Origin of the sequence: Synechococcus sp. MIT S9451 (genome assembly GCF_047304725.1) — a bacterium.
Taxonomy (GTDB): Bacteria; Cyanobacteriota; Cyanobacteriia; order PCC-6307; family Cyanobiaceae; genus Synechococcus_C.
Map to the genome: position 1 here is coordinate 2,350,022 of NZ_CP138971.1, position 26,267 is coordinate 2,376,288.

The window sequence follows — 26,267 nt, forward strand, 5'->3', positions numbered from 1 at the left end:
ACCCTCTTGAGCACAGGATCAACCGTCGTTGTGATCGGTGCTGGCCTCGCCGGTACCGAAGCGGCATGGCAAGTGGCAGCCGCAGGTGTTCCTGTTCGATTGATCGAAATGCGTCCGGTGAAGCGGTCTCCCGCTCACCACAGCAGTGAATTTGCCGAACTGGTCTGCAGCAACAGCTTTGGGGCGCTCAGCAGTGATCGAGCTGCCGGCCTTTTGCAAGAAGAGCTGCGACGACTTGGCTCCCTCGTGATCGGCACGGCAGATCAACACGCCGTACCCGCCGGCGGCGCTCTGGCCGTCGACAGAGGCCGCTACAGCGCAGCCCTCACTGCAGCGCTCGACCAACACCCGCTGGTGACGATTGAACGCCGCGAGCAACTGGTCCTGCCGGAACAGGGTCAGATCACCATTCTGGCCACTGGTCCTCTGACAAGCGAAACCCTCGCAGAAGACCTGAGGAGCTTCACTGGGCGGGACGACTGTCATTTCTTCGATGCCGCCAGTCCGATCGTGGATGGAGAGAGCATTGACATGACCAAGGCCTTCCGGGCCAGTCGCTACGACAAAGGCGACGCCGACTACATCAACTGCCCAATGACTCAGGAGCAGTACCTCGCCTTCCGCGAGGCGCTGCTGGGAGCAGAACAGGCGGAGCTCAAAGATTTCGAAAAAGACAGCGCCACATTCTTTGAGGGCTGCCTCCCGATCGAGGAACTAGCCCGTCGCGGTGAAGACACGATGCGCTACGGACCGCTCAAACCCATTGGCCTCTGGGACCCCCGCTGGGGAGATGTCAACGATCGGGATGTGCGCCGTGCCAAACGGGCCTATGCAGTGGTGCAACTCCGCCAGGAAGACAAGGACGGCCGACTCTGGAACCTGGTGGGCTTCCAGACCAACCTCAAATGGGGTGAACAGAAACGGGTTCTGCGCATGATTCCCGGGCTAGACCAGGCTGATTTTGTGCGGTTTGGAGTGATGCACCGCAATACCTTTCTCGAGGCACCGGAGCTACTCGAGCCGACCCTGCAGTTCCGCCGGCGCGATTCTCTCTTCGCCGCAGGACAGATCACAGGCACCGAGGGGTATGCAGCGGCCGTAGCCGGGGGCTGGCTGGCTGGCACCAATGCCGCTCGTCTGTGCCAGGGGAAGGCGCCCATCAACCTGCCTCCCACCTGCATGATCGGAGCCCTCACCCACTTCATCAGCGAAGCCCCATCCGGCAAATTCCAACCGATGCCTCCGAACTTTGGTCTGCTGCCAGCCCTGCCCGAACGCATCAGAGACAAGCGCCAACGCTACGGCGCCTACCGCGACCGTGCTCTTGCCGACCTAGCCCAGAGGATGGCAGAGACTGAGCAGCTGCAACCGGTTGCAGCTGCTGGTTGAGTCGTTGCTTCTAAGAGCTCTGCCTTTAGGGATGTTCCACGGCAGGCGAAGCCACCGAAGGTTGGGGAGCGTCCCAGCGCAAGTCCGGTGTGATCGCAGCTGCTGGGTCACGTGGAACAGGCAGCAGCTCTCGCAGTAGCTGGGCATAGGAGATGTTGACACCCACGGTTGCGTTCAAGCGTTGTTCCAGGCTGCGGATCAGGCGTTCCTGGGTGATGGATAGATCGACTTCGCTGGAGAGACCAGTTTGGTAGCGAAGCCGCGAATCGCGAAATGCCTCCAAAGCTGCAGCCAGTCCGCGGCGTGCAGACACCAATTTGGCCAGGCTCGCCTCATGCGTAAAAAAGGCGGCTTCAAGCCTCAGACGAATCGCATTACGACGAGCTGCATAGTCCTGACTGGCGGCATTGATTTGGCGCTGCAGGGCGCGAGCCTCACCGCTGGTGGTACCAGCGTCAAATAACAACCAACGCAAACTGAGCCCAAAGGACCAGTCGTAACCGCTGGTGTTGAGAGTGGGGATGACCGTCCCGCCACAACAACCGCCATTACTGCTGACCGCGAGGTTGAACTGATTCACGTTTTGGCCGTAGCTCCCACCGCCGGCAAACAGAGACAAGCGCGGCAGGAGTTCGGCTGCTGTGGCATCTTTTTGCCGCGCCAACGCCGTTCGGGTCGCCAGGATCGCCTCCAATTCCGGGTTACCTCGATAGGCCGCCAACAGGCTGGCTTCCAGATCAAGAGGCCACTTCGGCATCACAGCGATTGGGTCACTGGCAGCAGGCGTGATCTCGGCCGCAAGATTGAGGACCAAAGCCAAACGCCGCCGGGCAATCGCCCGATCAGCGAGAGCCTGAATCAGTGCTTCCTGATCACTGGCTTCGATGGCGCTCCGGCGCAGGACATCCAAGCGGGGAACCAAACCGGCCAGCTTCAGGTCCATCGAGTCCTGCAAAATCAGCAGGTCATTCCGCACCGCAGAATCCTGGATGCGGACGTTTTGATCGGCCTGTTGTAACCGGTAGTAGGCCTCACTGATCTTGAGCTGCAGCTGCCTCAATTGGTTGGCGTAGCGCTGGCGTTCGCGTTCAAGCACAGCTCTTGCCGCCTGCACCTTCGGTGTTCGAGCAAAGTCGAGCAGGGGGTAGTCGAGCTGGAGACCTGCTGAACCACGCGTCGTCGATTGGTTCAGATAGGCCCACCCGCCAGTGGGCACAAAGAAGGCTCCTTGTGGTTTTGGGGCAAACAAGGGACTATCGCCGAGGTCTGCATTTCCGACCGAAGCAACGTTGTTGGAACTGATCTGACCGGTGTTGCCTGAGGCGACGGCGCTGATCCTCGGCCAGTAGGTCCCTAACGCTGCCTGCACTGCATCAAGGGCTGCGGCAACACGCTCCCGTTGGGCCAGCAGTGCAGGGTTATTCGCAAAGCCAAGGCCCAAGGCATCCAACAGAGTGAGGCCTTGCACCTCTCCTGCCTGCAACTCTTGGGCGCTGGGCAAACTGAGCGGAGCCGGTGCGGCGGTAGGGCTTGGGGGAAGAGGCCCCTCGGCCGCTCGATTCTGTTGCAGAAGGGTTTGAGGCAGCGCTGGGGCAGGTGTGTAGCGAGCAGGCGCACGTTCGGGATCAGAAGGGATCAGCGCATCAAGAGCACGGAGTTGTTGATCCAGGTCGCTCCAACTGCGTTCCAACCGCTCCACGCCAGACGATTCCTGAGCGATCTGCGCCTGCGCCGACGTGATGGACAACGATGCGGATCCGATCACAAGGCCCAAGGCCAGGCGCGTGAGTCGGGTCACCGTCGACATGCCAGAAATCCTGACAAGGTTGCGACTCAGTTTGCCGGTTCTGGGCAAAGATGCTGAAGCCTTCCCCCCCAACGACTCAGCGATCAGGACGGTTGGGGGCTCGACAGTGCCAAAGGAGGGTTCACCAGAAGAACGGTGGCCGTGAAGCAGTGAAGAGGGCAACACCACAAAACATGGAACAAACGGTTTTTGATCCAAAAACACCTCCTGTTGCCAACAACGAGGATCAGGCCTTCGCACCCTCCACGACACAATTGCAAGCTTGACGGTGCTGCGCTGATCACCCGACATTCGAGCCTTCCGACACAGGGCTAGCGATCCATTGTTGTGCCTGGATGAGTCGGGATACGAAGAGCTCCGTGCAAACTGTGGCAATCACGCAAAAGCACTTTGGCCAAGGCAAATAGACGGCCTCAAAGCATCAGTGGAACAAACACATGCCAAGAGCAACTGACTGCCAGTCCTTTCGATCCAATCAAAAAGAGGAGCTCAACAAGGTATTCCCTGCTGAGGCCTCTCCAGCCCTCCACGCGCCTTCCTTCCTATGCCATCTATGGCCACAGTTAGTGGCATGAGCATGAACTCGTTGGATACCGATCCAATCGGAGCACTGCTTATCTTCACAATCCTAAAACTCATAGTGCACCCCATGACTCACTCGAATTTGGCCTTGCCTTGGGGCCTTAAGAAGGCCGCATGACAATCTCAGGCTGAACTGATGTCGCTGTCTCGACAGAAACTGCAGTCAGCAGCATCACAACACTTCAGCAAGACCTAACCCAACACATTCACCCAGTCCCTAGCCCAGAAAAGACGCAACTAAAATTTAGGTTTACCAAAAACCAGACAACATCAAAACGACCCTTGATCAACAAGAGTATCGAGTCATTGGCGCAGGGCTCTATGCACGAATGACGGCGTCCATGGACACAGAATAGAGACCTAGACAGCCCTGAAAACATCAAGCACCGCCATGCCACCTTTCAAACAAATCGACCGTTTATAAAGCACAGCAGGTGACGCACCACTAGCGATCGCCGACCCTTGGCAACAGCGAAAACGGCAGCGGTCTGATCCCCACTGCTACCAGAAGAGAACATGACGAGGCCCTTGATGGCAGCAGATGACGAGGCCTCACGCAGACGCCGCCATCGCCTGATCGAACAGCGTTCTTTGCGCATCGGCGTGGTGGCCAGTGCAGTGATGGCCGTCGGCGGTTTATGGGTGCATGTGCTCTCAGGCTCCTATGCGCTGCTGCTAGACGGGCTCTATTCCGCAGTGATGGTGGGATCAGGCCTCGTCGCCGCACGCATCAGCCGCAATGTGGTGCGCCCGCCGGATCGGGCCTACCCCTATGGCTACGACGGTCAAGAAGCTCTCTACGTCCTGTTTCGATCCCTGGTGCTGATCGGCGTGCTCACATTTGCCGCCGCCGCAGGGCTGGGCACGGTGATCGATTACGCCAAAGGGCAGCAGATCCCAGCGGTGAGTCTCGGGCCGGTGGCGCTTTACTCAATCGCAATGGTGGTGATCTGCTGGGGGCTCGCCTGGTGTCATCACCGGGACTGGCGTCGCACCGGAGAGCAATCTCAGCTGTTGATCACAGAAGCCCGTGCCGCCAAGGTGGATGGCCTCATCAGTGGGCTCACTGGCATGGCCCTGCTCAGCACACCTCTGCTGCAGGACACGGCGCTGGCCGTGATCACGCCCATCACCGACTCACTCTTGGTGCTCGTGGTGAGTGGGGTGGTTCTGCGAGAACCGCTTCAGGCCTTCCTCACCGCCCTGAACCAAGCCGCCGGCGCTTCGGCTGAAAGCGACACGATCCGCTCCACGCGCGCCGCCCTGGAAGATCTTCTCTCTGGCCTCTCCTGCTGGCTGTTGGATCTCACAGTGATGCAGGTGGGGCGCACAGCCTTCGTGGTTGTGTATCTCAATCCAAGTCAACCGATGGATGGCGCCGCGATCGACCTGATTCGGCTGCGCATCGAGGAGCGCTGCCGGCAGCTGATGGCAAGCCCGGTGCGCTCAGAGGTCATCCTGACGGCCATACCACCGTTCCCGGCTGGCTGAATCAGGCCGCTTGGGGGCATCAACAGTGCCATCAGCTGGGGGGATCAAGCCGCTGAGACAACGCGCTCGAGCTCGTTCCTGGTCCCCTCATCTTTGAGTGCGAACGTCGCTCCTAGCACTGATCAGCGGCCGCAACGCCTAGGGTTCTCGGCGGACGAACTGGCCAACAGTGACCAAGCCCGCCTGGGATGTGATCGTGATCGGCTCCGGGATCGGTGGCTTGGTCACCGCCTCCCAGTTGGCCGCAAAAGGGGCCAAGACCCTTGTGCTGGAAAGGTATTTGATCCCTGGCGGTTCCGGTGGCAGCTTCAAAAGGAAGGGATATACCTTCGACGTGGGCGCCTCGATGATCTTCGGGTTCGGGGAGAAGGGACACACCAACTTGCTGACCCGTGCCCTTGCAGATGTAGGGCAATCCTGTGAGACCGTGCCAGACGCTGTACAGCTCGAATACCACCTCCCCGACGGCCTGACCATGGCCGTGGATCGCGATTACGGCGACTTCATCCAGCGCATGAGCGCCCGCTTTCCCCATGAAGAGAAAGGGATTCAAGCGTTTTACGACACCTGCTGGCAGGTGTTCCGCTGCCTGGATGCCATGCCCCTTCTGTCCCTGGAGGACCCTGCCTATCTCGCCAAGGTGTTCTTTCGAGCACCGCTTGCCTGCCTTGGCCTGGCGCGCTGGTTGCCCTTCAATGTGGGGGATGTGGCACGCCGCCATATCCGCGATCGGGATCTTCTCCGCCTGATTGATATGGAGTGCTTCTGCTGGTCAGTGATGCCGGCGGATCGCACCCCGATGATCAATGCAGGGATGGTGTTTTCAGATCGCCACGCAGGCGGCATCAACTATCCGAAAGGTGGGGTTGGTGTGATCGCCGAAAAACTGGTCACTGGGCTTGAGGCCCATGGCGGCTCAATCCGCTACAGCACCCGCGTCACCAAGGTGATCGTTGAAAACGGCAGAGCCACAGGCGTGCGTTTGGCTGACGGAGACGAACTCTATGCCCGGCGGATCGTGAGCAACGCCACCCGCTGGGACACCTTCGCGGGCGAGGGATCACCCTCAACAACTCTTGTAGACGAAAGCCACACCCCTTCGGCGGAGGCCACATGGAGGCGCCGATACCAGCCTTCGAGCTCATTTCTATCCCTGCATCTAGGGGTGAAAGCGGAGGTGATTCCCAAGGGTTTCCACTGCCATCACCTGCTCTTGGAAGACTGGCGAGCCATGGAGGCGGAACAAGGGGTGATCTTTGTGTCGATCCCCACCCTGCTCGACCCCTCCCTCGCACCAACGGGATGCCACATCGTGCACACCTTCACGATGAGCGATATGCGCCACTGGAAAGGGTTAGGGCCAAGCGAGTACGCCGCCAAGAAACAGGCGGATGCCGATCGACTCATTGAACGGCTGGAATCCCTGTTGCCCGGCCTTAGCAAGGCCATCGACGTGAAGGAGATCGGAACACCACGAACCCACCGCCGCTTCCTTGGCCGGATGGGAGGAAGCTATGGGCCAATCCCTGCCAGCCGCCTACCAGGGCTGCTACCGATGCCTTTTAACCGCACGGGGCTCCCTGATCTGTACTGCGTGGGCGATTCATGTTTCCCAGGCCAGGGACTGAATGCCGTTGCCTTTAGCGGCTACGCCTGTAGCCACCGCATCGGGGCAGACCTCGGACTGAATCAATGGGCTCTGCCTGCCTGAGTGGATCAACACTTCAGCCCAGACGAGCAATACACCTGGGCTTTTCAAGCGTGGAGAAGGGTGGATTGGGATCACTCGGAATCCCCTGATGCGATGGAGCGCATGCTGCGAACAGCAGCTGAGGGTGGGCTCACACAATGGCTGAAGGCAACTAGAACGTCTTGGCGCTCGATGAGAACTCCTTGCGGCGATTTCAGCTGTCCTCCTTCATCCGCTTCACACTGCTTGCGGTGTATCTGGCCTTGGTTCTGCCGCTGCCGGCATTAGCGCCATCGGTGCTCATGCCTTGGCTGGTTCTGGCAGACCTGGCAGGGCTGGTCTTGATCTGGGCGCTGCTGTCCGAACACGTTGACGTGTCGGACTCGGGCCTACGGGTGGGATACCCCACATGGTGCGGTTGGCTCTTTCGTCGAAGCTGGAGCCTGGAGTGGGATGAGATCAGCGGACTGGTCCCCATCTCCACCAGCCAAGGGGGGCGGGTTTATTACTTCACGACCGATGACTTAAGGCACCAGTTGCTGCCCCAGCGCCTGAATGATTTCCCTGAGTTCCTGGCCATGGTGGAGCGGCATAGCGGAATCAACACCTCAGAGATCAAAGGGCTGACTCCGCCATGGACCTATCGCTTGCTCGCCGGCCTCGCTGTCCTGATGCTCGCCAGTGAAACGACAACGTTCCTGGCGATTCAGCAGGGTTGGGCACTCATGCCGCCAGGTGGTCCAGGCTGAAGCGGTAACCCTGTTGGCGAACGGTGGTGATTCCACCGCCATTGCCCAGTCCAGCCTGTTCAAGCTTGCGACGCAGGGTGAGCACCTGGGTGTCCACCGAGCGGGGGCCACCACTGAACGGAGGCCAGGCCATACGAAGCAGGTCTTGACGGCTGCGAACCACGCCTGGTGGCATCAGCAGGGCGCAGAGCAAGGCGAATTCGCGAGGGCTGAGCTCTACCGGCTTCTCACGCAGGGTGACTTGACGCAACAAGAGGTGAACTTCCAGGGGGCCGACGGTGACGCGTTCCTGCAGACCCGAACGACCCCGCTTGAGCAAGGTGCGACAGCGCGCTGCCAGCTCTTCCAAACCGAAGGGCTTACGCAGGACATCGTCGGCGCCCTCGTCCAACAGACCGACGACCGGTTCGGCGCCGCTGCGAGCGGTGAGAACGATCACGGGGCAGCGCAAATGCTGACCAAGGCGCAATGCTGAACTGCGTTCCAGCAACTCTGCACTGACCAGAAGATCAGGAGACTGTTCTTCACAGACCTCCACGGCTTCCTCAGCAGTCGCCACAGCAGCCGTGAGATAACCGTCCTGGCGCAAGCGCTGCACCAAGACCGTTCGCAGGGTGGGATGAGGTTCCACAATCAGGACCCGAGAAGGCTCCTTGGGGAGATCTGCAGCCGAAACCGGCGCATACTCCGGAGACTCAGAAGCTCCAACGGGGATCAGATCGCGAGAAGAGGAGGTCACATCAGTTGACGGAGCGCCATTACGCTAATCCCAATTCAATGGCACGCTGGTAACAGAGGCTGCCGTCCTCACAAAGGTCATGACATCCCTGCAACATCCACAGGCGATCCGACACTTTCAGTCGCTCTGTGATGCTTGTCAGGAACTGACCCATCGCTATCACAGTCCATCTGAACTCCGCCTTTACGCAGACGGTTACCTGCATGCTCTTCGGCGCTGCGAAGAGCTCGACCCTCGCGAATTGGCCAAGCTTGAAACTCTGATCGATCGCTGGATCCTCGATCCTTCCAGTTTCATTGGGCCCAATGGCGATGTAGGCACCCTCTTCCGTCAACCAGAACTGGGCTGACGTCATCACGGACAGCATCCGATTCAACCGTCACTCGCTCGAGTCGGTGTCGCTGGTGGAGGTGCCGGGAGGACGCATTCAATATCGCTTCTATCAACCTCACGCTGAGCAGGCCGCACAACGCACACCTCTGATCGTCACCCATGGTGGTCCTGGTGGAAGCAGCATCGGGCTCTACGACGCCCTGAACGGGCTCGCAGACCAGCGACCGGTGATCTTCTATGACCAGCTGGGGTCGCATGGGTCTCCGGCAGAACTCAGCCGTGAACAGATGACGCTGGAACGATTTGCGGAGGAGCCTCTGCGACTGATGGATGCGCTAGCAATCGAAACCGCTCAGCTGCTCGGCCATTCCTGGGGAGGCAGCGTGATCACCCAGTTCTGTCTCAACCATCCAGAACGGGTGAAAGCACTGGTGCTGTCCTCACCACTCCTTTCCACTCTGCGCTGGATTGAGGACTGCAACACCCTGCTCAAGGAGCTAAGCAACCAGGGACTCAAGGGCGCTGCCCTTGAGGAAGCGTTCAATCGGCGCCACTTCTGCCGCAGCAACCCAGCGCCTCGTGCGCTTGCACGAGAACAAGAACGCAGCAACAAAAAGCTCTACGAACAAATGTGGGGCCCCAGTGAATTCGCTCATGCCGGCATGCTGGGCGACCTTGATTTTTTCCCTCGACTCAGAGAAATCAAGGCAATGACGCTACTGATCTGCGGCGAACACGACACCGCCACGCCTCAGACCATGGAGCAGGCAAAACAAAGGATCGGGCCACTCACCAAAACGGTGGTCTTGCCAGATGCAGGCCATAAGACCTACATCGACCAACACAGCGCTTATGTCCAGACCGTTGAGAGCTTTCTAGCCCGGAATGACACTGCGAACGACATGGCCACTACCCCCTCCACCAAGGCGGAGGGGACACCATGAATCAAGAGAACCCTCAACTTGCGAGGGCAATCTCCAGCTTCTCCTTTAACTCGCCGGAGTTGTACATCTCGATCAGGATGTCGGACCCACCGATGAATTCACCATTCACATACACCTGAGGGATGGTGGGCCATTCGGAGAATTCCTTGATGCCCTGGCGGATTTCCATGTCCGAGAGGACATCGAAGGTTTCGAAACTCATCCCCAAGGAATTGAGGATCTGCACAACATTGTTGGAGAAGCCGCACTGAGGCATCAACTTATTGCCCTTCATAAACACGAAGATCGGCGTGGATTGAATCAGCTCTTCGATGCGTGATTTGGTCTGGCTATCCATGGTGGGCGCAGGCAGGGAGACGGGTGTTTTGGCTCGTTTCGAGGGCGACGGCGACAAGGAGCTCGTCATGCGCGCGTGAGCACGACTTCAAAGACTCAGTGTCAGTCAGGAGTGGAGGTGTTGAGGGCAAGAGCATGGATCGCCTCACTGGCGAGATGGTCCCGCAAGGCGCCATACACCAACTGGTGTTGCTTGATCCGCGACAGTCCAGTGAATCCTGAGGAGACCACACTCACCTGAAGGTGATCTCCACCACCAGTGAGGTCTTCAATCTCCACATTGGCGTCAGGCAGAGCCTGGCGAATCGCCGCGGCCACTGCATCAGGTTGAACCATGGTCAACGGGACTGTCTGGACAGTGATGTTGGCAGATCGCTCAAGGCGATGATCGCCTTAGTTGCCACCAGCCTTGGCGGCAGCGAAGGGAGTCTCAACGAATCCGAGCTCCAGAAGGCTCTGATAAGCCTTCTGGCCTTCTGGCTGGGAAGGGGTCATCAGACGCACAACTTCAACCAAGACAGGAACGGCAACCTCTGGCTGATTCTGGCGGCGGAACAAAGCGGCAAGACGCAGATTGGCCTGGGCAAGAAGCCCGAGCGCTGCACGACCCTTGGAGTCCATTTCACGCGGGATGCGGGCATCGAGGCCACGGAAGGCTCCGCTCAGATCGCGATAGAACGCAAGCAGCTGCTTGGCTGCTGCACGGGCATTGTCGTAGTCCTTGCGAGCTTCGGCGAGATTGCCTGCCGCGACGGCAGCATCACCACGGTTAAGCAGCGACTGAACCGCAGCGGTATTAAAACCAGCACCTTCTGAGGCAAGCACTTTGGAGACCCCATCCGAGGCCTGCTGATCGGCCTGAGCGATGGCGACGGTGGGAGCAACCACCAGACCAGCAGCCACAGCAAGGGCAGTCAGCGAAAGGCGGAAACGCATGAACAGACCACAACAGTGGGCGGACTCTAAGGGGATATCAGAGGACGGCCTACGGCAGCACGGGCCGCTTGTTCAGCTGATTGCATCCGCTCGGTTAACAGTTGATTGAAAATCCGTGTCGCCTCTCGGCCGCTGTTCTCCGTGGTGAGGGATTCACCGAAGCAGACCGCCGCACGACCACAAGGGCGGGGACGGGCCTCGCTGTAGGCCAAGCCAACAGGCACCACCTGAACAGGCACACCCTGACGTGTCGCGAGTTGAGAGAGGCGGGCCAGCCCCTGCTGCAGACGTATGGGCTCATCGGAGCGGTTGATCCTTCCCTCTGGAAACACAACCAGCTGCTCTCCAGCAGAGAGGAGGTCAATGGCATAGCGGAGGGTGGTCATCGACGGCCTGCCCTGATCAACGGCAAAGCAGCCAAGGCGATGCAAAAACCACCCCTGCAAACCGACCATCTCAGTACCGGTCACCATGAAGCGACAGTCCCGACCGGTCACCCTCCGACCCGCCGCCATGGGCAACATCAGAGCATCCCATCGGGCCCGATGGGTCGGAGCCAAGAGCACCGGGCCATCCACGGGAAGACGATCAGCACCAAGCACAACCCGCTCACGGAAGTAACTCTTCAGCGCAAAGTCCTGCGTGAGCACCATCGCCATCGGTGCCCAAAAAGGGTCAATCCCCGAGCTCAGAGCTTGTTCGCGAGTCGCCAGGCTCGAGTTCACCGCGAAGGCTCATCCGTTCATCACGGCAAAAAGCTAGGTCGTGCCGTGCCATTTTCTTGCCGTCACAGGGCAGTTGATCCTTCGGCCCGCGCCCCATCAGGAGCTGCATAGAGTCGGGCGGTCAGAGAGAGCACTGTGGCCAGCCTCGGCGTCAACATTGATCACATTGCCAATGTTCGCCAAGCGAGGCGAACGGTGGAGCCCGACCCCGTGCCGATGGCCCTCTTGGCCGAACTTGGCGGGGCCGATGGGATCACCGTGCACCTGCGAGAAGACCGGCGTCATATTCAGGACCGAGATGTTGAGCTTCTGCGCCAGACGGTGCGCAGCCGCCTCAATCTGGAAATGGCGTCCACAGCAGAAATGGAGGCGATTGCCCTTCGCATCAAGCCCGACATGGTCACTCTGGTGCCAGAGCGCCGTGAGGAGGTGACCACCGAAGGAGGCCTCAATGTCTCAGCCCAACTGGAAGCCCTGAGCTCCATGGTCGGGACGCTGCAGGCAGCCTCCATTCCCGTGAGCCTGTTCGTGGATCCAGATCCGGAGCAACTCAAAGCAAGCCAGGCCACCGGGGCCCGCTGGGTCGAACTGCACACGGGTGCCTATGCAGAGGCGCGCTGGGATCGGCAAGCCGTGGAGCTGGCACGACTGACGCAAGCCACTGCCCACGCCAGGACCCTCGGCCTCAGGGTGAATGCAGGCCATGGACTCACCTATCAAAACGTGGAGCCGATTGCCGCCATCGAGGGCATGGAGGAGCTCAACATTGGCCATACGATCGTGACCAGGGCTCTGGCAGTCGGTCTGCAGAACGCGGTGAGCGAGATGCGGCGTCTGATAGAGAATCCACGCCGTGACCCCCTGTTCGGACGTCTGAACTGATGACCACCTATCACTTCGTTGCCGCCAGCGAACGCTTCCTCACGCAAGAAGAGCCCCTAGAAGAAGTGCTGAAGGAGCGCAGACGGAACTATGCCGAGCAGGGCAAAGACATTGATTTCTGGCTGGTGCGGCACCCGGCATTCCTTCAGGCTGCTGAGCTCTCAAGCATTGCCGCCAAGGTTCCAACCCCCTCAGCCGCGGTGGTGTCGACCGATCCCCGCTTTATCACCTTCATGAAGCTGCGTTTGGAGTTCGTTGCAGAGGGACGTTTCGAGGCACCCTCCACCACAATCCCCGATGCACTCGCCGAAGCTTGAGCAACGGCCCTACTCATCAACGTTCGATAAAAAGAACCCGTGCTGATCGATCAGACCGCAAGCGATCGATTAGCACGGTTGCCATCTGCAAAGGGAGTGGAGTGATGCAAGCCAACCAACTCCCTGTGCCTCAGCAAATCGCCCTGCTAGTGAAAGCGCTGGATGGTGCCAAGCGCACCAACGAAGCGCTTGCCCGTTGCCGCAACGGTGATGAGATGGTGGACATTCTGCTTGGGGCCTCAGCCAAACTTGGCCTCAGGTTGACCAGGCGTGACCTACTGGAAACCCCACCGATCCGTGACTGGATCTGGTTTCGCAACAACGACCCTCTGCTCACGGTGGGCGACCGTAAGCCTCGTTATCAACAGAACATCGATCGACCTGAGCCCTCGCAACGCAAGAAATTCCTCGGGATTTTCTAACTCTCTTCAGTCCTGGGGGCCGCCAAGGCCATCAGAATGAATCCATGCACTCCACCGTCCAGGTGTCTGAAACCAGCACACGCCATTGGGTGATCGGGGACGTTCACGGCTGCCTCTTGGCCCTAAACGAGTTGCTGGAGCTCCTACCGCCTGGTGATCATCTGATTTTCTGCGGTGATGTCGTGGGGAGAGGGCCCGACATTCAGACCACAGCTGAGAGGGTTTGGGGACTGGTCAGCAGCGGTCGGGCCACTTGGCTGCGTGGAAACCATGAACAACGACTGATTGACGCGCAAGCCGCTCGTTTGGAGGGAGAGGACGACACTCCGTGCAAGACCAATCCTTGCAACACCAAACAGTGGATCGCACGGCTACGCACCCTGCCAGTGGTGTTCCAAGGCGATGGCTGGGTCGCCACCCACGCCGGCTTCGATCAAGCTGGGCATCCTGATCTGGAAATCCGAGAACCGTTTTGGCGCACCTATGACGGACGTTTCGGCCGGGTAGTGGTGGCCCATACCCCTGGTGAGGATGTGCGCTATCAAGGGCAGATCGTGATCATCGACACCGGTGCGGTCTACGGCGGACAGCTGACCGCCTTCTGCCCTGAGACAGAGGCTGTCGTTCAGGTGAACGGTCTGAGCAACCTGACGGGATCGACCGCAGCGGACGCGACCCAAACAGAAGCAGAGCAGATCAAGCCCGTTCTCGTTAGCAGCGGCCCTTGCTGACTGTCTTCCGTAGCAACCGATCGGAACTGCTGGCCTCAGTGCTGGCGGCCAACTTCAGCTTGGATCCGCCGGGCATTCTTGAGCAGGCCCAAGTGGGGGTCAACACTTGGCCTACCAGCCGATGGCTGGGCGAACAGCTTGCCCTGGCCAACCCAGCGGGCATCTGCGCCAACCTGCGCTTTCCATTCCCAACTGGCTTGTTACGGCAGCTCGTGGAACAGTTACTCGAGCCCGACCAGGCCTCCACCGGCCCCGATCCCTGGCGAGCACAAAACCTGGTCTGGCCGCTGCTCGAGTTGCTACCGGATCTGCTCCAGCATCCCAGCAGCGCACCCTTGCAACGCTGGTTGCAGGACCGGCATGCGGCAGGACTCGACAACCTCGATCAACCCCTATGGCAACTGACCCGAGCCATGGCCGATGCGATCGATGACTACACCCTCTACCGGCCGGCCATGCTCGAGGCCTGGTTGGCGGGGAAGAACGGTGGAAGCAGAGGTGAGGCATTGGCCGAGAGCGTTCTGTGGCAACCGGAACTGGTGCGGCGACTTCACAACGAGCTCAAGTGCCTTCCCTTTGGGCTCAAAGCACGGCAGCTGATCCGCCGCCTTCAGCAAGGGTGGAGACCTGAAGCTTCCCCTCAGCCTCCTCTGCGTCTCTTTGGGCTCAGCAGCCTGGCGCCTGTCCAGGTGGAACTGCTGCAAGCCATCTCGGCCTTGCGCAGGATTGAGCTCTATCTGCTCACCCCGTGCAAGGACCTCTGGCAACGCCAGCAGGTGGCCTTCGCCGAAGCACCGCTGGCGGAGGATTGGCTACTCAGTGTTCCCAGCCTGGAGGCTCGCTTCGGACGGCTAGGGGCAGAGTTTCAACAATTGCTTGAGGGCAGTGGCGAAACCCAGCTAGGCGAATGGGGAGAGAAAGACTTGTTCTTTTGCCCGGCCAGCGCTGCTGAGAACAACGACCGTCGCCCCAGTCTGCTGGAGCAGCTTCAGGAGCAACTGATCGATGGCGCGGAAGCCAATGGATTGTGCCTAGAAGCGGAGGATCGATCGCTCCAGTTCCACGCTTGTCCAGGTCGGCTACGGCAGCTGCAAGTGATCCGTGATCAGATCCTGCAATTGCTGGCGCATGACGACAGCCTGGAGCCAAGAGACATCCTGGTGATGACACCGCAGGTGGAGGCTCTCGCCCCGTTGGTTGGTGCCGTCTTCGGAGACAACGAGGCCACGGGTGTGCATCTCCCCTGGAGACTGACCGACCGCAGCCAGCAAAATGACGCCGGCATCGCCCAGGGATTGCTGCAACTGCTGGCACTAGGGGGCGAACGCCTCACCGCATCCAAGCTGGAAGGACTGCTAGCCAACCCACCACTGCTCGCTGCGCACCAGCTGGAACCTGAAGATGCGGAAGCCATCACCCAGGCCCTGCAGCGAGCAGGATTCCGATGGGGAATCGATGCTGATGATCGTGGCGGCGATCCCAGCCACAGCCTCAGCTGGGCCATCGACCGGATGATGCTCGGATTGGTGTTGCCCGATCGTCCAGGGCTCGCCATTGCCTCCACTGCCCCGATGGTCCTGCCAGGCAGCCTTGAGCAGCAAGGTCGCTGGCTGAGCCTGCTGCGACAACTGCTGCGCAGCCTCCGATGGTTGGGCAACAGCCGATCAGTGAAAGCCTGGGTGAAAGGCCTTCAAGAGCATCTAAGCCTCCTCTTTGGCGATGGCGGCGACTGGGCTTGGGAGCTACAGACCATCCATGCGGCCCTAACGGATTGGCATGGGATCGCTGCGGAAAGCAGCCTGAAACTGGCCGCTCCGGTTGTGGGAGACATTCTCGGGGAGCGCCTCAGCGAGGGCAGTGGTCGTTTCGGCCATCGATCCGGCGCCCTCACCATCAGTGCCCTGGAACCGATGCGAGCCATTCCCCACAAGGTGGTGGTGCTCATGGGGCTCGATGCAGGAGCCTTCCCTCGCCAGCGCCAGCGCCCAGGCTTTCACCTGATGGAGCAGCAACGCCTACTCGGAGATCCCAGCAGTGGCGACCAGGACCGCTATGTGCTGCTGGAAGCAGTTCTGTCGGCCCGACAGCACCTGCTCATCAGCTGGAGCTGTCGCGATGAGCGCACGGGTGAACGCCTTGAGGCCTCCACCCCCGTGCGCCAATTGATGGACCTGCTCGAGCACGTGCCCGTGCGGGAGCACGCCGCCAACGCTCTCGAACGCAGCAATTTTCTGCACTCTCCGGCTTGGCCCCCATCCAGCTGCGATCAGCGTCTGCTGCAGGTGCGCCAGCATCTAGAAGGCGGTGGCGTTGATCACCACGCGGGCCTGGCAAGCAGTACTCCGCCTCAACCGAGCGATGCACCGAGCCCCCTCACTCCCTGGGAGGATCTCCTGACATGGCTCAAGGCTCCTCAGAAGCAGTGGCTTGAGCAGATTGACCTGCGACCACGGGAACACGATCACCCCGTGGTCGATCTCGAGGCACACACGCTGGACGAAGCACAACGGTCCAGCTTGCTCAGGCGTGAGCTCACCCCTGAGAACACCCTCCTTAAGAACGACAGCCCCGACTGGCTGGCTCTCGAGCATGGACGTGGAGTCTTGCCAGCCTTCTCCGCCGGAACCCTAGAAGCATCTCGGCTGGAACAACGCTGGAAAAGCCTGGCGTCCTGTCTGACAACGCTGGGTGAGGAGCGATCCAACTTGGTGCAGGTGGGCGCCCTTGAGGCCGCCCTGCCATTCCGCGGCGATCAAATCGTGCTGGTCCACACCGCCCGACCCCGAACCCCTCAACGACTGCAACTTTGGCTTTGGGCAGTTCTGGCCGCTGCAGCAGGCTGCCCCTTTCGCGCCGGTGTGCTGGTGGCGCGTGACGGACATCGCTTCCGGATCCTCGAGCGAATCACGCCCCCCGATCGCGATCAAGCCAACACACTGATCGATCAACTGCAGGGCTGGCGCAAGCAGCACCAAGAGCATTGCTGGCCCCTCCCACCGGAAACGGGATGGGCCTTCGCCTCAGGCGAGGCCAAAGGGCAAGGCAAAGGCTGGACCAAAGCCAGGGACATCTGGGAAGGCAACGCAAGAGTTCAGGGAGAACGCCTCGAGGCAGTGCAACAACTGTGCTTTGGGTCTGATCTGCCCCTGAGCGAACTTCTCAACGATGAGCGTCAGGCATTGGCCTTGGCGTTGCATCAGCCGCTCTTGGAGAGACATCAGGAGGTGAAAGCTTGAATCACCCCCGCTTTGATGCCAACCAATTTCCGCTTGAGCCTGGATTACGACTGCTTGAGGCCAGCGCAGGCACAGGAAAAACCTTCGCCCTGGCCCACCTGGTTCTGCGCCTGCTCAGCGAAGGGGAAACACCTCTGCAGGTGGAGCAGTTGCTGGTCGTCACCTTCACCGAAGCCGCAGCAGCGGAATTGCGTGACCGCATCACCCGTCGACTTCAGGATGCCCTGCGTCTTCTCCAGGGGGCCGACTCCAGCGACGCGGACAGTCCACTACAGGACTGGTTGAACACCCGCAAGAACAGTGATCACCGCAAGCTTGAAGGCCATCTGCTGCTCGCCCTCGAGCGGCTCGATCGTGCTGACATCACCACCATCCATGGCTTCTGCAGACGCACACTGCAGCGTCAAGCCCTCGAAGCGGGCCTTGGCCCATCGGTGGCCCTCGAGAGCCAAAGCCATGAGCGACGTGAACAACTCGTGCACGACTACTGGCACCAGCAAGTTCTGCCCTTGCCTCAAACGTTGCTAGCAGGTCTGCAGCAACGGGGGGTCGATCCAGACAGCCTGATCCGGATCCTCAGCAACCTGGATAGTGATCCTTCCTTGCAACTCGACCCCCTACCGGAAGGGGTGTCAGCGGAGCGACCCCTTCCCGCTCAGCTCGGCCAGCTTTGGAACGAGCGCTGGATGACCTTCCTCTCCCTCTGGCAGGAGAGAGCCGAATCTTTAGAGCAGGGATTCGCAACCGCGGCGGTTGAATTCAAGAGCCTTGGTGCGCCCTACAGCCCCTATCGCCTCAAACCAAAATCTGACCGTCTGAACAAAGTCCAGGACTGGATCAACTCCCTGGGGGAGACGATACCGGGCTACGACGATCTGCTCGCCCAGAGCGATCTGCAGAAGTATTTCCATCCAGGGCCATTCACGAAAATGGCAGCACCGGTTCACGGCGACCGGGTGTCACTACCGGAGAAGGCACTGCTCTTGGCCTGCGCCGACCTGGTGGATGGCCCGGCAGAAGCACTCCTCCTCCACTTTGGCCATTGGAGCCGCAGCGAGCTCAAGCGCCGCAGGGAACGCAGTGGCCAGATGAGCTTTGGGCAACTGCTGGAACAGCTTGATCCTGGCCCAGGCGATGACGGACCTGGCCCCCTGCTGCAAACGGTGGCAAAGCGTTATAGGGCTGCACTAATCGATGAATTTCAAGACACCGATCCGATTCAGTGGCGCATTCTGGCTCGGGCCTTCACCGCCGACCCTGCCCAGCACCTTTTGGTCATGGTTGGCGATCCGAAGCAGGCGATCTACCGCTTTCGTGGTGGGGAACTGGCGACCTATCGGCAGGCTGCTGACCGGGCCGAAAACTGCTTTGGGCTGTATGAAAACCGTCGTTCCAGTGAAGGGCTTGTGCAGGCCCTGAATGGCCTGATGGAGCCGGGGCTCCCCCGCACAGACCTTGCGGTTCCTGCCGTGCAAGCGAAGGCCGACACAGGACGCCTCATGCTGCCGGAAGGAGAGTCTCCTCTCCAGCTTCTTGAGCTGGATCCAACCCAACTCGAAGACATGGTGGCGACGTTCTGCCAGCAGCTGCTGCAACAGCAACTCAAGCTGACGGACGGACCAAGCCCTCGCTCACTGGTGCCTGGGGATCTCTGCCTATTGGTGAGCCAGCACAGCCAAGCCGAAGCCCTACGTGCTGCGCTGGAACGCCGTCAGATCCCGAGCCGTTTAGTCAGCAAAGGAGACGTGTTCGAGAGCATCGGCGCCAACGCCCTGCAGCGATTCCTCGATGCCCTAGCCCAACCAGGGCATAACGGCCGTCAGCGTCTGCTAGCGGCCTCGCCTCTGTTGAGCTGGTCAGCTGCGGAGATCCAAACAGCTGACACACGACGCTGGGATCACCTCGCCGCCGAGTTGAACCTTCTGGCTGAACGTCTACCGCGCCAGGGGCTAACGGCGGTTCTTGCTCAGCTACAGGGCAGCGAAGGACTTGCGCAGCTCTCCATTCGCGGCCGGGTTCTCGCCGATCTTCAGCAGGCCGCCGAACTGGTGCAAGAACAGATGCACCGTCTAGGCCTAGGTGCTCAGCAGGCGGCCGACTGGCTCCGACGACAGCGCCTGCAGGAGCATCGCGAAATCCCTGATGCGCATCTATGTCGCAGCGATGCAGCAGAGTCCGCGATCGCCGTGGTCACGGTGCACCGCAGCAAAGGTCTCGAGTATCCCGTCGTGATTTGTCCCTACCTCTGGAAGGGCAGCAAAACGATCAGGGCCGATACCCGGATGATCGGTCGTCGGTGGACACCGGAGCCAGGGGGGCCGCCCCACATGGATCTTCACCTCAACCCTCACTGGGGCCGCGGCCGCCTTGCCTCCCAGCAGGATCAACAGGCCCAGTCGGCTGAAGCTGAACGCCTGGCCTACGTGGCCTGCACCCGCGCGCGCCATCTTCTGGTGCTGGGCTGGCCAGGCGCGGACCTGGCGGAAGCAGGAAACCCACTCAGCAATTGGCTTGTGGACGGGAGCAGGGAACGGGAGCTTCCTCTGCTTCGTCTCAGCCTTGAGGCCTCAGGCAAGGGAGCTCCCTGGCAGCCCCCCCCTCCGGAAGGAGACCTGGCGATCAGCCCTGTACCAGCACGCAGCCTTGACAGCCGCTGGGGCCGAGCCAGCTACTCCGCCTGGGCCCATTCGCAGAAGGCCATACCGCCGACCATGCAGGAGGACGGTCGAGACACCGATGCCCTGGGCCTGGATCAAACCGAAACGGGCGATTCGCCTGGCGATTTTTCCAATCAAAAAACAGAAAACGGAATCACCTGGGAGGAGCTCGGGCCTCTGGCGGACTTCCCTCGAGGCGCCGGCCCCGGTGAGGCCCTGCATCGGATTTTGGAGCGGATCAACTACAACCAACTGGCAGGCGGTGATCTTGGGCCATGCCGGACCGTGGTGGAGCAGGAGCTGCCCCGCGCAGGACTGAGTGATGCGCTCGCAGATCCACTGATCAAAGGGCTCATCCAATTGGTGCAAAGCCCTCTCGGAGGACCGCTTGGGTCCTACCGACTTGGTGATCTGACAGCGGGCAGCTGGCTCAACGAGATGAACTTCGATCTGCCCTTGGCCCACACCATGGCGAAGCGGCAGGTGCGCAGCAGTGGCCTGGCCAGGGTTTTTCAGAACCATCCCGGCGGCGTGTTCAACACCGCTTATGCCAACAGGCTCAGTCAGCTGGAGATCGCCAGCAGAGGCTTTCTCACCGGCTCAATCGATTTGGTCTTCCAATGTAAAGAGCGTTGGTGGGTCGCCGATTGGAAGAGCAACTGGCTCGGGCAACGTGATCAGCAGGGAACGGTGCGTCAATGCGGGCCAAGTAGCTACTCACAGGAGGCGATGGTGCGCCTGATGGCGAATAATCACTACCCATTGCAAGCTCACCTCTATGTCGTTGCTCTGCATCGCTACCTGAAATGGCGACTGCACGACTACAGACCGGAGCGACATCTGGGTGGCTATGCCTATGTATTCTTGAGGGGTGTACCCGGCGCCATCAACCACCCCGGGCACTCAGCTAAGGCACCTACCCCAGGTGTGTTGGTCGATCAACCCAGCCTGGAAAGGGTGATGGCCTTGGATGCACTGTTGCAAGAGGGCCAACCATGACCAGCGTCCTCGGCAACAGCTTGGTCGAAGCTCTAATGCGGCTCCTGCCACCGATGGAAGCCGATGTCAGTGTCCTGGAGGCCGTGGTCCTTGCGCTGACCGATGCCTTGGAGCAAGGCGAGCTCGGGATCCACCTCAAGGGCGAAACACCCGATGGAATCACTGCTGAGCAATGGCCAAAGAGGATGCTTCAGGTCTTAGAGGCCAGTGGCTGGATGGTCTCGAGCCAGACCCTCAACGACAAGCCTGAGGCGCCGATCGTTCACGACGGCGATTGGCTGCGCTGGCGACGTTGGCATCAGGACCTGGACAGCTGCCTGCAACGTCTGCTGGAGCTGGGCGAGTGTCCAATGGTCGAGCCACCCCCACCTGAGCTGCTGGAGACGTGCCGCATCCAGGCGGAAGAGGCAGGGTTAGACGGCTGCCAATGCGACGCGGTCATCACGTTGCTGCAACGGCGGCTGGTCCTGCTCACTGGTGGCCCTGGTACTGGCAAGACCTCCACCGTGGTGCAGATGCTGGCGGCTGCCCTACGACGCAAACCTGACCTTCGCATTCAGCTGTCTGCTCCGACCGGCAAGGCAGCATCCCGCCTGCTCGAGGCCGTGACTTTGGGTGGCGAGGGGCTGGAGCCTGAGCAAGCCAAGCCCTTGACCCAGCTCACCAGCTGCACCTTGCACCGTCTGCTCGAAGCGCAGGGAGAGGGACGGTTCCGCCGCAATCAACAGACCCCTCTCGACCTCGACTTACTGGTGGTGGATGAATTCTCGATGGTGGATCTGCCCCTGATGGGAGCACTCCTGGATGCCATGCCCGCGCACGGCCAGTTGCTGTTGGTCGGTGATGCCAATCAGCTCCCCCCTGTTGGCCCCGGAGCTGTGCTGCAGGAGCTGATCCAGCCTCAACGTCTCCAGCGACTCGGTACCGCTGCGGTCGAACTGCGCACCACCTATCGCAATGACGGTGCGATCGCGGTTCTCGCTTCACAGCTACGTGAAGGGATGACGGGCCTGGACCAAACAGGCCTCAGCCGTCTCAAGCCAAACGACAATGTGACCTGGCTGGAGGCCCCCAGTCAGGCCCTGCCATCCGTGCTGGTGGAACTGCTGCTGAAGCAACAGGAGTGCCTCAAAGCACTGGCCAGGAGTCTGCGCTGGCAAAATGACGATCCCCATCCCGACGATGTAGCCGCCCTGCTTGGACAGCTGGAGGCTGAGATCGCCCTCAGTCCGGTGAGACAAGGCCCTTGGGGCGTTGAGGCCATCCACCGGACCTTGCTGGGGGAGCTCAGCCGCAGGCCTGTTCAACACTGGCCTGCAGGAACGCCGGTGCTCAATCGCCACAACAGACCGGAGCAAGGACTGGCCAATGGGGATATCGGTGTGATGGTGCAAAGGGATCAGCACTCGCTTGTGCTGCTGCCTGGAGGACGCCTGCTTCACCCGGCCCAGCTGTCTGGAGCGGAACCCGCCTTCGCCCTTACCGTGCACAAATCCCAAGGCAGCCAGTACGGCCGCGTGGCCCTGCTGCTCCCCCCAACCCGGTATCCAGACCCCCGTCTGGCCTACACCGGCCTGACCCGTGCCCGTTCAAAGGTGCTGCTAATCACACCTTTAATCAGCAAAAACCTGGCCGGATCAGAGCAACCTCGCCATGCTTGAAACCCCGCAGGGAGACGGTGAGCAGCGCAGATGAACGGGTGATCCGCCCCTGGGGGTGGTACGAAGAACTGCGGGAAGGTTCCGGCTACAAGCTCAAACGACTCTGGCTCAATGCAGGTCAGAGGCTGAGCCTGCAACGTCATCAGCATCGCAGCGAGAACTGGACAGTGGCGGAAGGGAGCGGCGCTCTGCTCTGCGATGGCCGCTGGAGCTCAGCGACCCCTGGCATGACACTGCACATCCCCTGTGGCGCCATTCACCGAGCGCAGGGCGGAGAAGAGGGACTGCTGCTGATTGAGGTGCAGCACGGTGCATTGCTTGAGGAAAGCGACATCGAACGATTGGAAGATGATTTCGGTCGAGTGTTAAGTTGATCAATCAACCTTGAAAGAAAGGGCAAGCAATCAGATCGGCCTCGGCCGTGTTGGACTTTGCCGGCCTGACTTGCAGGGATCAATCAGGCCACTGCCTTTTCAAAATGACTCAAAGTGCAGCGCACGGAGATTTCGCGTGCTCAGTGGATCTCAGCGCCACAGAGCTGGCAGCAGAGGGCGAAACGACCCCTGCGACTGAGGAAACCAGCGATACCAACGCGGTGTTCACCACGGTGATTGAAACAACCGAAGACACCCCAGATGAGCCCTCTGGATTTGCCCAGTTCGGCTTCAGCGATGCGCTTTTAAACACCCTCAACGAGAAGGGATATAAGGAGCCCTCCCCGATCCAGGCGGCCGCATTCCCCGAGCTCATGCTCGGCCGTGATCTCGTTGGCCAGGCACAAACCGGCACTGGCAAAACCGCGGCCTTCGCCCTACCCATCCTGGAACGCTTGCAGGAGGATGGCCCACGCCCACAGGCTCTGGTGCTAGCCCCCACTAGGGAACTGGCGATGCAGGTGGCGGACTCCTTCCGTGCCTACTCGGCCGGCCATCCCCATCTCAATGTCTTGGCCATCTACGGAGGATCTGATTTCCGGTCCCAGATCCACGCTCTCAAACGCGGCGTTGATGTGGTGGTGGGCACCCCAGGGCGTGTGATGGACCACATGCGTCAGGGCACGCTCGACACCAGCGGCCTGCGCAGCCTGGTTCTCGATGAAGCCGATGAAATGCTGCGCATGGGCTTCATCGACGATGTCGAATGGATTCTCGATCAGTTGCCGGAACAGCGGCAGGTGGTGCTGTTCTCAGCCACGATGCCCTCCGAGATCCGCAGGCTATCCAAGCGCTACCTAAGCGAACCGGCTGAGATCACGATTAAAACGCAGGAGAAGGAAGCACGTCGCATCCGCCATCGCTGCATCACCCTCCAGAACAGCCACAAACTTGAAGCCCTCAACCGGGTGCTGGAGGCCGTCACCGGCGAAGGGGTGATCATCTTCGCCCGCACCAAGGCGATCACCCTCAATGTGTCTGAATCCCTTGAGGCTGCTGGCCATGATGTGGCTGTGCTCAATGGCGATGTTCCCCAGAACCAGCGGGAGCGCACTGTGGAACGGCTGCGCAAGGGAACGGTCAACATCCTTGTCGCCACAGATGTGGCTGCACGAGGCCTGGATGTGGAGCGCATTGGTCTAGTGATCAACTACGACATGCCCTTCGACAGCGAGGCCTACGTGCATCGCATCGGTCGGACCGGTCGCGCAGGCCGCACCGGCGAGGCCATTCTGTTCGTGACGCCTCGCGAACGACGCTTTGTCAACAACCTCGAGCGTGCTGTCAACCAGGAGATCGAGCCAATGGCGATCCCCAGCAATGCGGAGATCAACCAAGCGCGTCTCGACAAGCTTCGGCAGCGGCTCACCGATGCGGCCACTGGCGAAGCCCGTCAGCCCGATGAATCCGCCCTGCTGCAGGAATTACTCCAGCGCGTCAGCAACGAGCACGACATCGAACCCTCCCGGCTTGCGCTCGCCGCGCTGACCCTTGCCGTCGGCACAGGTCCTCTGTTGGTACAGGGCGATGAGAGTTGGCTGCAAAATACCGGCCGTCAGCGGTTCGAACGTCGCGACGACCGTTTCGGCGAGAGAGGTAATCGCCGCAGACCCGAGCGCGCGTCGCGTCCACCCGAAGACAATATGGAACGATTTCGCGTTGAGGTGGGACATCGTGATCGCGTCAAACCCGGAAACCTCGTTGGTGCGATCGCGAATGAATCCGGCCTGCAAGGTCGCATGATTGGTCGGATTCAAATTTTTGAATCCCACAGTTTTGTGGATCTTCCCAAAGGCATGCCACAGGATGTTTTCGCGTCTCTGAAGCGGCTCAAGGTGATGAACAGAGAACTACAGATTCGGCCCGCTACTTAAATCCATGTCATCTCGTATGCCTGCTCTGCTCAAGGCGACACTGGTGCCAATTGGCCTGTCAGCAACGATGGCGGCACTGCCAGGTGTCGCCTGGGCAGAAGGAGATGACGGACTGATTACACAATTTTGTCTAGCCAGCTTCAATGCAGCCATGGCCCACGCCGGTCAATCCCCACCGGATGGGATGGGAAGCTACACCTGTCGTTGCTTCCTCGATGAAGTGAAATCTGGGGCCTCGATCGACGCAGCCCAAACCACCTGCAAGTCCAAAGCAGCCTCGATTTACAAGCTCTGAAACATCGAAAAACAGCTGGACGGACACCCCCCACGCAAGCCAGAAGGACACACTTTCAGCATTGAGGGGATTCCAACTGCTCTGATCGAGTTCAACCACGCGCTGGCGCACTCCGAGCGACAGACCACTCCATCCGAGATGCTTTCAAGCGTAAAAAGCAGGTGTGCTGCGATCCACACCCGGCTGCCTTCAAGCGATTCAAGAGAACCCCTTGAAGGCTCTTGTGACAGTCTGTTGGGCCGAGATCGACCCACCTGGCCCTGTAGCGTGGAGCGGCATCAGCTTCAGCGTTCGGCTCTGATCGGCTCGCTCCCCCAGCTTCAGCTCAACAGCTCCAGCATCAAGGACATCCTTTTCGGACCACGACTTCACTGATCACACACGTCCAACGGTCCCCACAGGAATGACCATTTACATCGGCAACCTCTCCTTCCAGGCTGAGCAGGAAGACCTGCTTGACCTGTTCAGCCAGTACGGCGAAGTTAAGAGCGCCAGCCTCCCCCTCGACCGGGAAACCGGTCGCAAACGCGGCTTCGGCTTCGTTGAGATGAATACCGATGCCGACGAGCAGAAGGCCATCGATGACCTCCAGAACGTTGAATGGATGGGTCGGATGATCCGCGTCAATAAAGCAACCCCCCGCGAGCGTACCGGTGGCGGTGGCGGTGGCGGCGGCCGCGGCGGCTACGGCGGCGGCGGTGGCGGCGGTGGCTACGGCGGTGGCGGTGGCGGTGGCGGAAACCGTTGGTGAACTGACCACCTCGCCTCATTGTTCATTCAGGCCACCTGCGCAAGCGGTGGCCTTTTTGCTGTTAGCAACGAGGAGCGAAAGCCTCAGTTCGTGCCGAGCTCGTCCAGCTCCTGGCGAAGATCCATTTGCTCGGATCGAGCGATCAACCGGTTAGAGAGATCGAGCTGATCCACAGCTTCGCTCCGATCTGGGCGCAGATGGGGGAGGACTGAGCGCAGGCCGCGACGACGCTTGCGTGCCACAAAGCGGTGAAATCGATTAATCGAACGGGAACGGGTCATGAACAC

At 60.3% G+C, this 26,267-nt stretch carries 24 protein-coding genes; 17 read left to right on the forward strand and 7 right to left on the reverse strand.

Annotated elements, in window-relative coordinates; translation table 11 throughout:
• The first annotated feature begins 6 nt into the window (after positions 1-6).
• The gene (trmFO, locus tag SIB72_RS12305; protein WP_413744044.1) at positions 7-1,389 is read left to right on the forward strand and encodes an FADH(2)-oxidizing methylenetetrahydrofolate--tRNA-(uracil(54)-C(5))-methyltransferase TrmFO; all 1,383 of its coding nucleotides are present in this window, start codon (positions 7-9) and stop codon (positions 1,387-1,389) included.
• 25 nt (positions 1,390-1,414) lie between these two features.
• Here the strand turns inward: trmFO and SIB72_RS12310 are convergent, their stop codons facing one another.
• A complete protein-coding gene (locus SIB72_RS12310) occupies positions 1,415-3,196 on the reverse strand; it encodes a TolC family protein (protein ID WP_413744045.1) in 1,782 nt (593 codons plus the stop codon).
• 1,098 nt (positions 3,197-4,294) lie between these two features.
• Here SIB72_RS12310 and SIB72_RS12315 point away from each other — a divergent pair.
• From SIB72_RS12315 to SIB72_RS12325, 3 genes are all read left to right on the forward strand, one after another.
• Positions 4,295-5,269 (forward strand): cation transporter, encoded by a 975-nt coding sequence (locus SIB72_RS12315; RefSeq protein ID WP_413744046.1) that lies wholly within the window; start codon positions 4,295-4,297, stop codon positions 5,267-5,269.
• 169 nt (positions 5,270-5,438) lie between these two features.
• A complete protein-coding gene (gene crtH / locus SIB72_RS12320; protein WP_413744047.1) occupies positions 5,439-6,980 on the forward strand; it encodes a carotenoid isomerase in 1,542 nt (513 codons plus the stop codon).
• A 161-nt stretch (positions 6,981-7,141) separates the two neighbouring features.
• Entirely contained in the window at positions 7,142-7,708 is a 567-nt protein-coding gene (locus SIB72_RS12325; RefSeq protein WP_413744048.1) for a hypothetical protein, read from the forward strand.
• Here the strand turns inward: SIB72_RS12325 and SIB72_RS12330 are convergent.
• On the reverse strand, positions 7,683-8,426 hold the full coding sequence (locus SIB72_RS12330) for a response regulator transcription factor (protein WP_371410861.1): 744 nt from the start codon (positions 8,424-8,426) through the stop codon (positions 7,683-7,685). The genes SIB72_RS12325 and SIB72_RS12330 overlap by 26 nt on opposite strands.
• Before the next feature lie 100 nt (positions 8,427-8,526).
• Between SIB72_RS12330 and SIB72_RS12335 the strand changes: the two genes are divergently transcribed.
• Positions 8,527-8,796 carry a DUF6761 family protein gene (locus tag SIB72_RS12335; RefSeq protein ID WP_115017906.1) on the forward strand — a complete coding sequence of 90 codons (270 nt, stop codon included), beginning with the start codon at positions 8,527-8,529 and terminating at the stop codon, positions 8,794-8,796.
• A 46-nt stretch (positions 8,797-8,842) separates the two neighbouring features.
• Positions 8,843-9,724: an alpha/beta fold hydrolase gene (locus SIB72_RS12340; protein WP_413744049.1), complete on the forward strand. Its 882-nt coding sequence runs from the start codon at positions 8,843-8,845 to the stop codon at positions 9,722-9,724.
• Between the two features lie 13 nt (positions 9,725-9,737).
• On the opposite strand, the gene grxD is transcribed toward SIB72_RS12340, so the two are convergent.
• The 4 genes from grxD to SIB72_RS12360 all read right to left on the reverse strand — a co-directional run bounded on the left by grxD (position 9,738) and on the right by SIB72_RS12360 (position 11,721).
• Complete coding sequence (gene grxD / locus SIB72_RS12345; protein WP_115017901.1) at positions 9,738-10,061, reverse strand: Grx4 family monothiol glutaredoxin; 324 nt, start codon at positions 10,059-10,061, stop codon at positions 9,738-9,740.
• 101 nt (positions 10,062-10,162) lie between these two features.
• Complete coding sequence (locus SIB72_RS12350) at positions 10,163-10,396, reverse strand: BolA family protein (RefSeq protein ID WP_115119644.1); 234 nt, start codon at positions 10,394-10,396, stop codon at positions 10,163-10,165.
• A 57-nt stretch (positions 10,397-10,453) separates the two neighbouring features.
• Complete coding sequence (locus SIB72_RS12355; RefSeq protein ID WP_413744050.1) at positions 10,454-10,996, reverse strand: hypothetical protein; 543 nt, start codon at positions 10,994-10,996, stop codon at positions 10,454-10,456.
• Positions 10,997-11,022: 26 nt separating this feature from the next.
• Entirely contained in the window at positions 11,023-11,721 is a 699-nt protein-coding gene (locus tag SIB72_RS12360) for a lysophospholipid acyltransferase family protein (RefSeq protein ID WP_170953828.1), read from the reverse strand.
• A gap of 135 nt (positions 11,722-11,856) precedes the next feature.
• Here SIB72_RS12360 and SIB72_RS12365 point away from each other — a divergent pair, with 135 nt between their 5' ends.
• The 11 genes from SIB72_RS12365 to SIB72_RS12415 all read left to right on the forward strand — a co-directional run bounded on the left by SIB72_RS12365 (position 11,857) and on the right by SIB72_RS12415 (position 25,980).
• Positions 11,857-12,603 carry a pyridoxine 5'-phosphate synthase gene (locus SIB72_RS12365; protein ID WP_413744051.1) on the forward strand — a complete coding sequence of 249 codons (747 nt, stop codon included), beginning with the start codon at positions 11,857-11,859 and terminating at the stop codon, positions 12,601-12,603.
• A complete protein-coding gene (locus SIB72_RS12370; RefSeq protein ID WP_115017891.1) occupies positions 12,603-12,920 on the forward strand; it encodes an MgPME-cyclase complex family protein in 318 nt (105 codons plus the stop codon). The genes SIB72_RS12365 and SIB72_RS12370 overlap by 1 nt, the downstream gene beginning before the upstream one ends.
• A gap of 104 nt (positions 12,921-13,024) precedes the next feature.
• The gene (locus SIB72_RS12375; protein WP_115119732.1) at positions 13,025-13,342 is read left to right on the forward strand and encodes a hypothetical protein; all 318 of its coding nucleotides are present in this window, start codon (positions 13,025-13,027) and stop codon (positions 13,340-13,342) included.
• Between the two features lie 44 nt (positions 13,343-13,386).
• Positions 13,387-14,073 carry a metallophosphoesterase gene (locus SIB72_RS12380; protein ID WP_413744052.1) on the forward strand — a complete coding sequence of 229 codons (687 nt, stop codon included), beginning with the start codon at positions 13,387-13,389 and terminating at the stop codon, positions 14,071-14,073.
• Positions 14,067-17,309: an exodeoxyribonuclease V subunit gamma gene (locus SIB72_RS12385; RefSeq protein ID WP_413744053.1), complete on the forward strand. Its 3,243-nt coding sequence runs from the start codon at positions 14,067-14,069 to the stop codon at positions 17,307-17,309. Before SIB72_RS12380 ends, SIB72_RS12385 begins: the two co-directional genes overlap by 7 nt.
• A complete protein-coding gene (locus tag SIB72_RS12390) occupies positions 17,306-20,965 on the forward strand; it encodes a UvrD-helicase domain-containing protein (RefSeq protein WP_413744054.1) in 3,660 nt (1,219 codons plus the stop codon). Before SIB72_RS12385 ends, SIB72_RS12390 begins: the two co-directional genes overlap by 4 nt.
• The gene (locus tag SIB72_RS12395) at positions 20,962-22,626 is read left to right on the forward strand and encodes an ATP-dependent DNA helicase (RefSeq protein ID WP_413744055.1); all 1,665 of its coding nucleotides are present in this window, start codon (positions 20,962-20,964) and stop codon (positions 22,624-22,626) included. Before SIB72_RS12390 ends, SIB72_RS12395 begins: the two co-directional genes overlap by 4 nt.
• Before the next feature lie 17 nt (positions 22,627-22,643).
• Complete coding sequence (locus tag SIB72_RS12400; RefSeq protein ID WP_413744056.1) at positions 22,644-23,000, forward strand: phosphomannose isomerase type II C-terminal cupin domain; 357 nt, start codon at positions 22,644-22,646, stop codon at positions 22,998-23,000.
• A gap of 104 nt (positions 23,001-23,104) precedes the next feature.
• A complete protein-coding gene (locus SIB72_RS12405; RefSeq protein WP_413744057.1) occupies positions 23,105-24,934 on the forward strand; it encodes a DEAD/DEAH box helicase in 1,830 nt (609 codons plus the stop codon).
• 4 nt (positions 24,935-24,938) lie between these two features.
• Positions 24,939-25,229, forward strand: a complete 291-nt coding sequence (locus SIB72_RS12410; RefSeq protein WP_413744058.1) for a hypothetical protein — start codon at positions 24,939-24,941, stop codon at positions 25,227-25,229.
• Between the two features lie 403 nt (positions 25,230-25,632).
• Positions 25,633-25,980, forward strand: a complete 348-nt coding sequence (locus SIB72_RS12415; protein WP_413744059.1) for an RNA recognition motif domain-containing protein — start codon at positions 25,633-25,635, stop codon at positions 25,978-25,980.
• Between the two features lie 83 nt (positions 25,981-26,063).
• Here the strand turns inward: SIB72_RS12415 and SIB72_RS12420 are convergent, their stop codons facing one another.
• Positions 26,064-26,261, reverse strand: a complete 198-nt coding sequence (locus SIB72_RS12420; RefSeq protein WP_115119664.1) for a hypothetical protein — start codon at positions 26,259-26,261, stop codon at positions 26,064-26,066.
• Between the last annotated feature and the right edge of the window lie 6 nt (positions 26,262-26,267).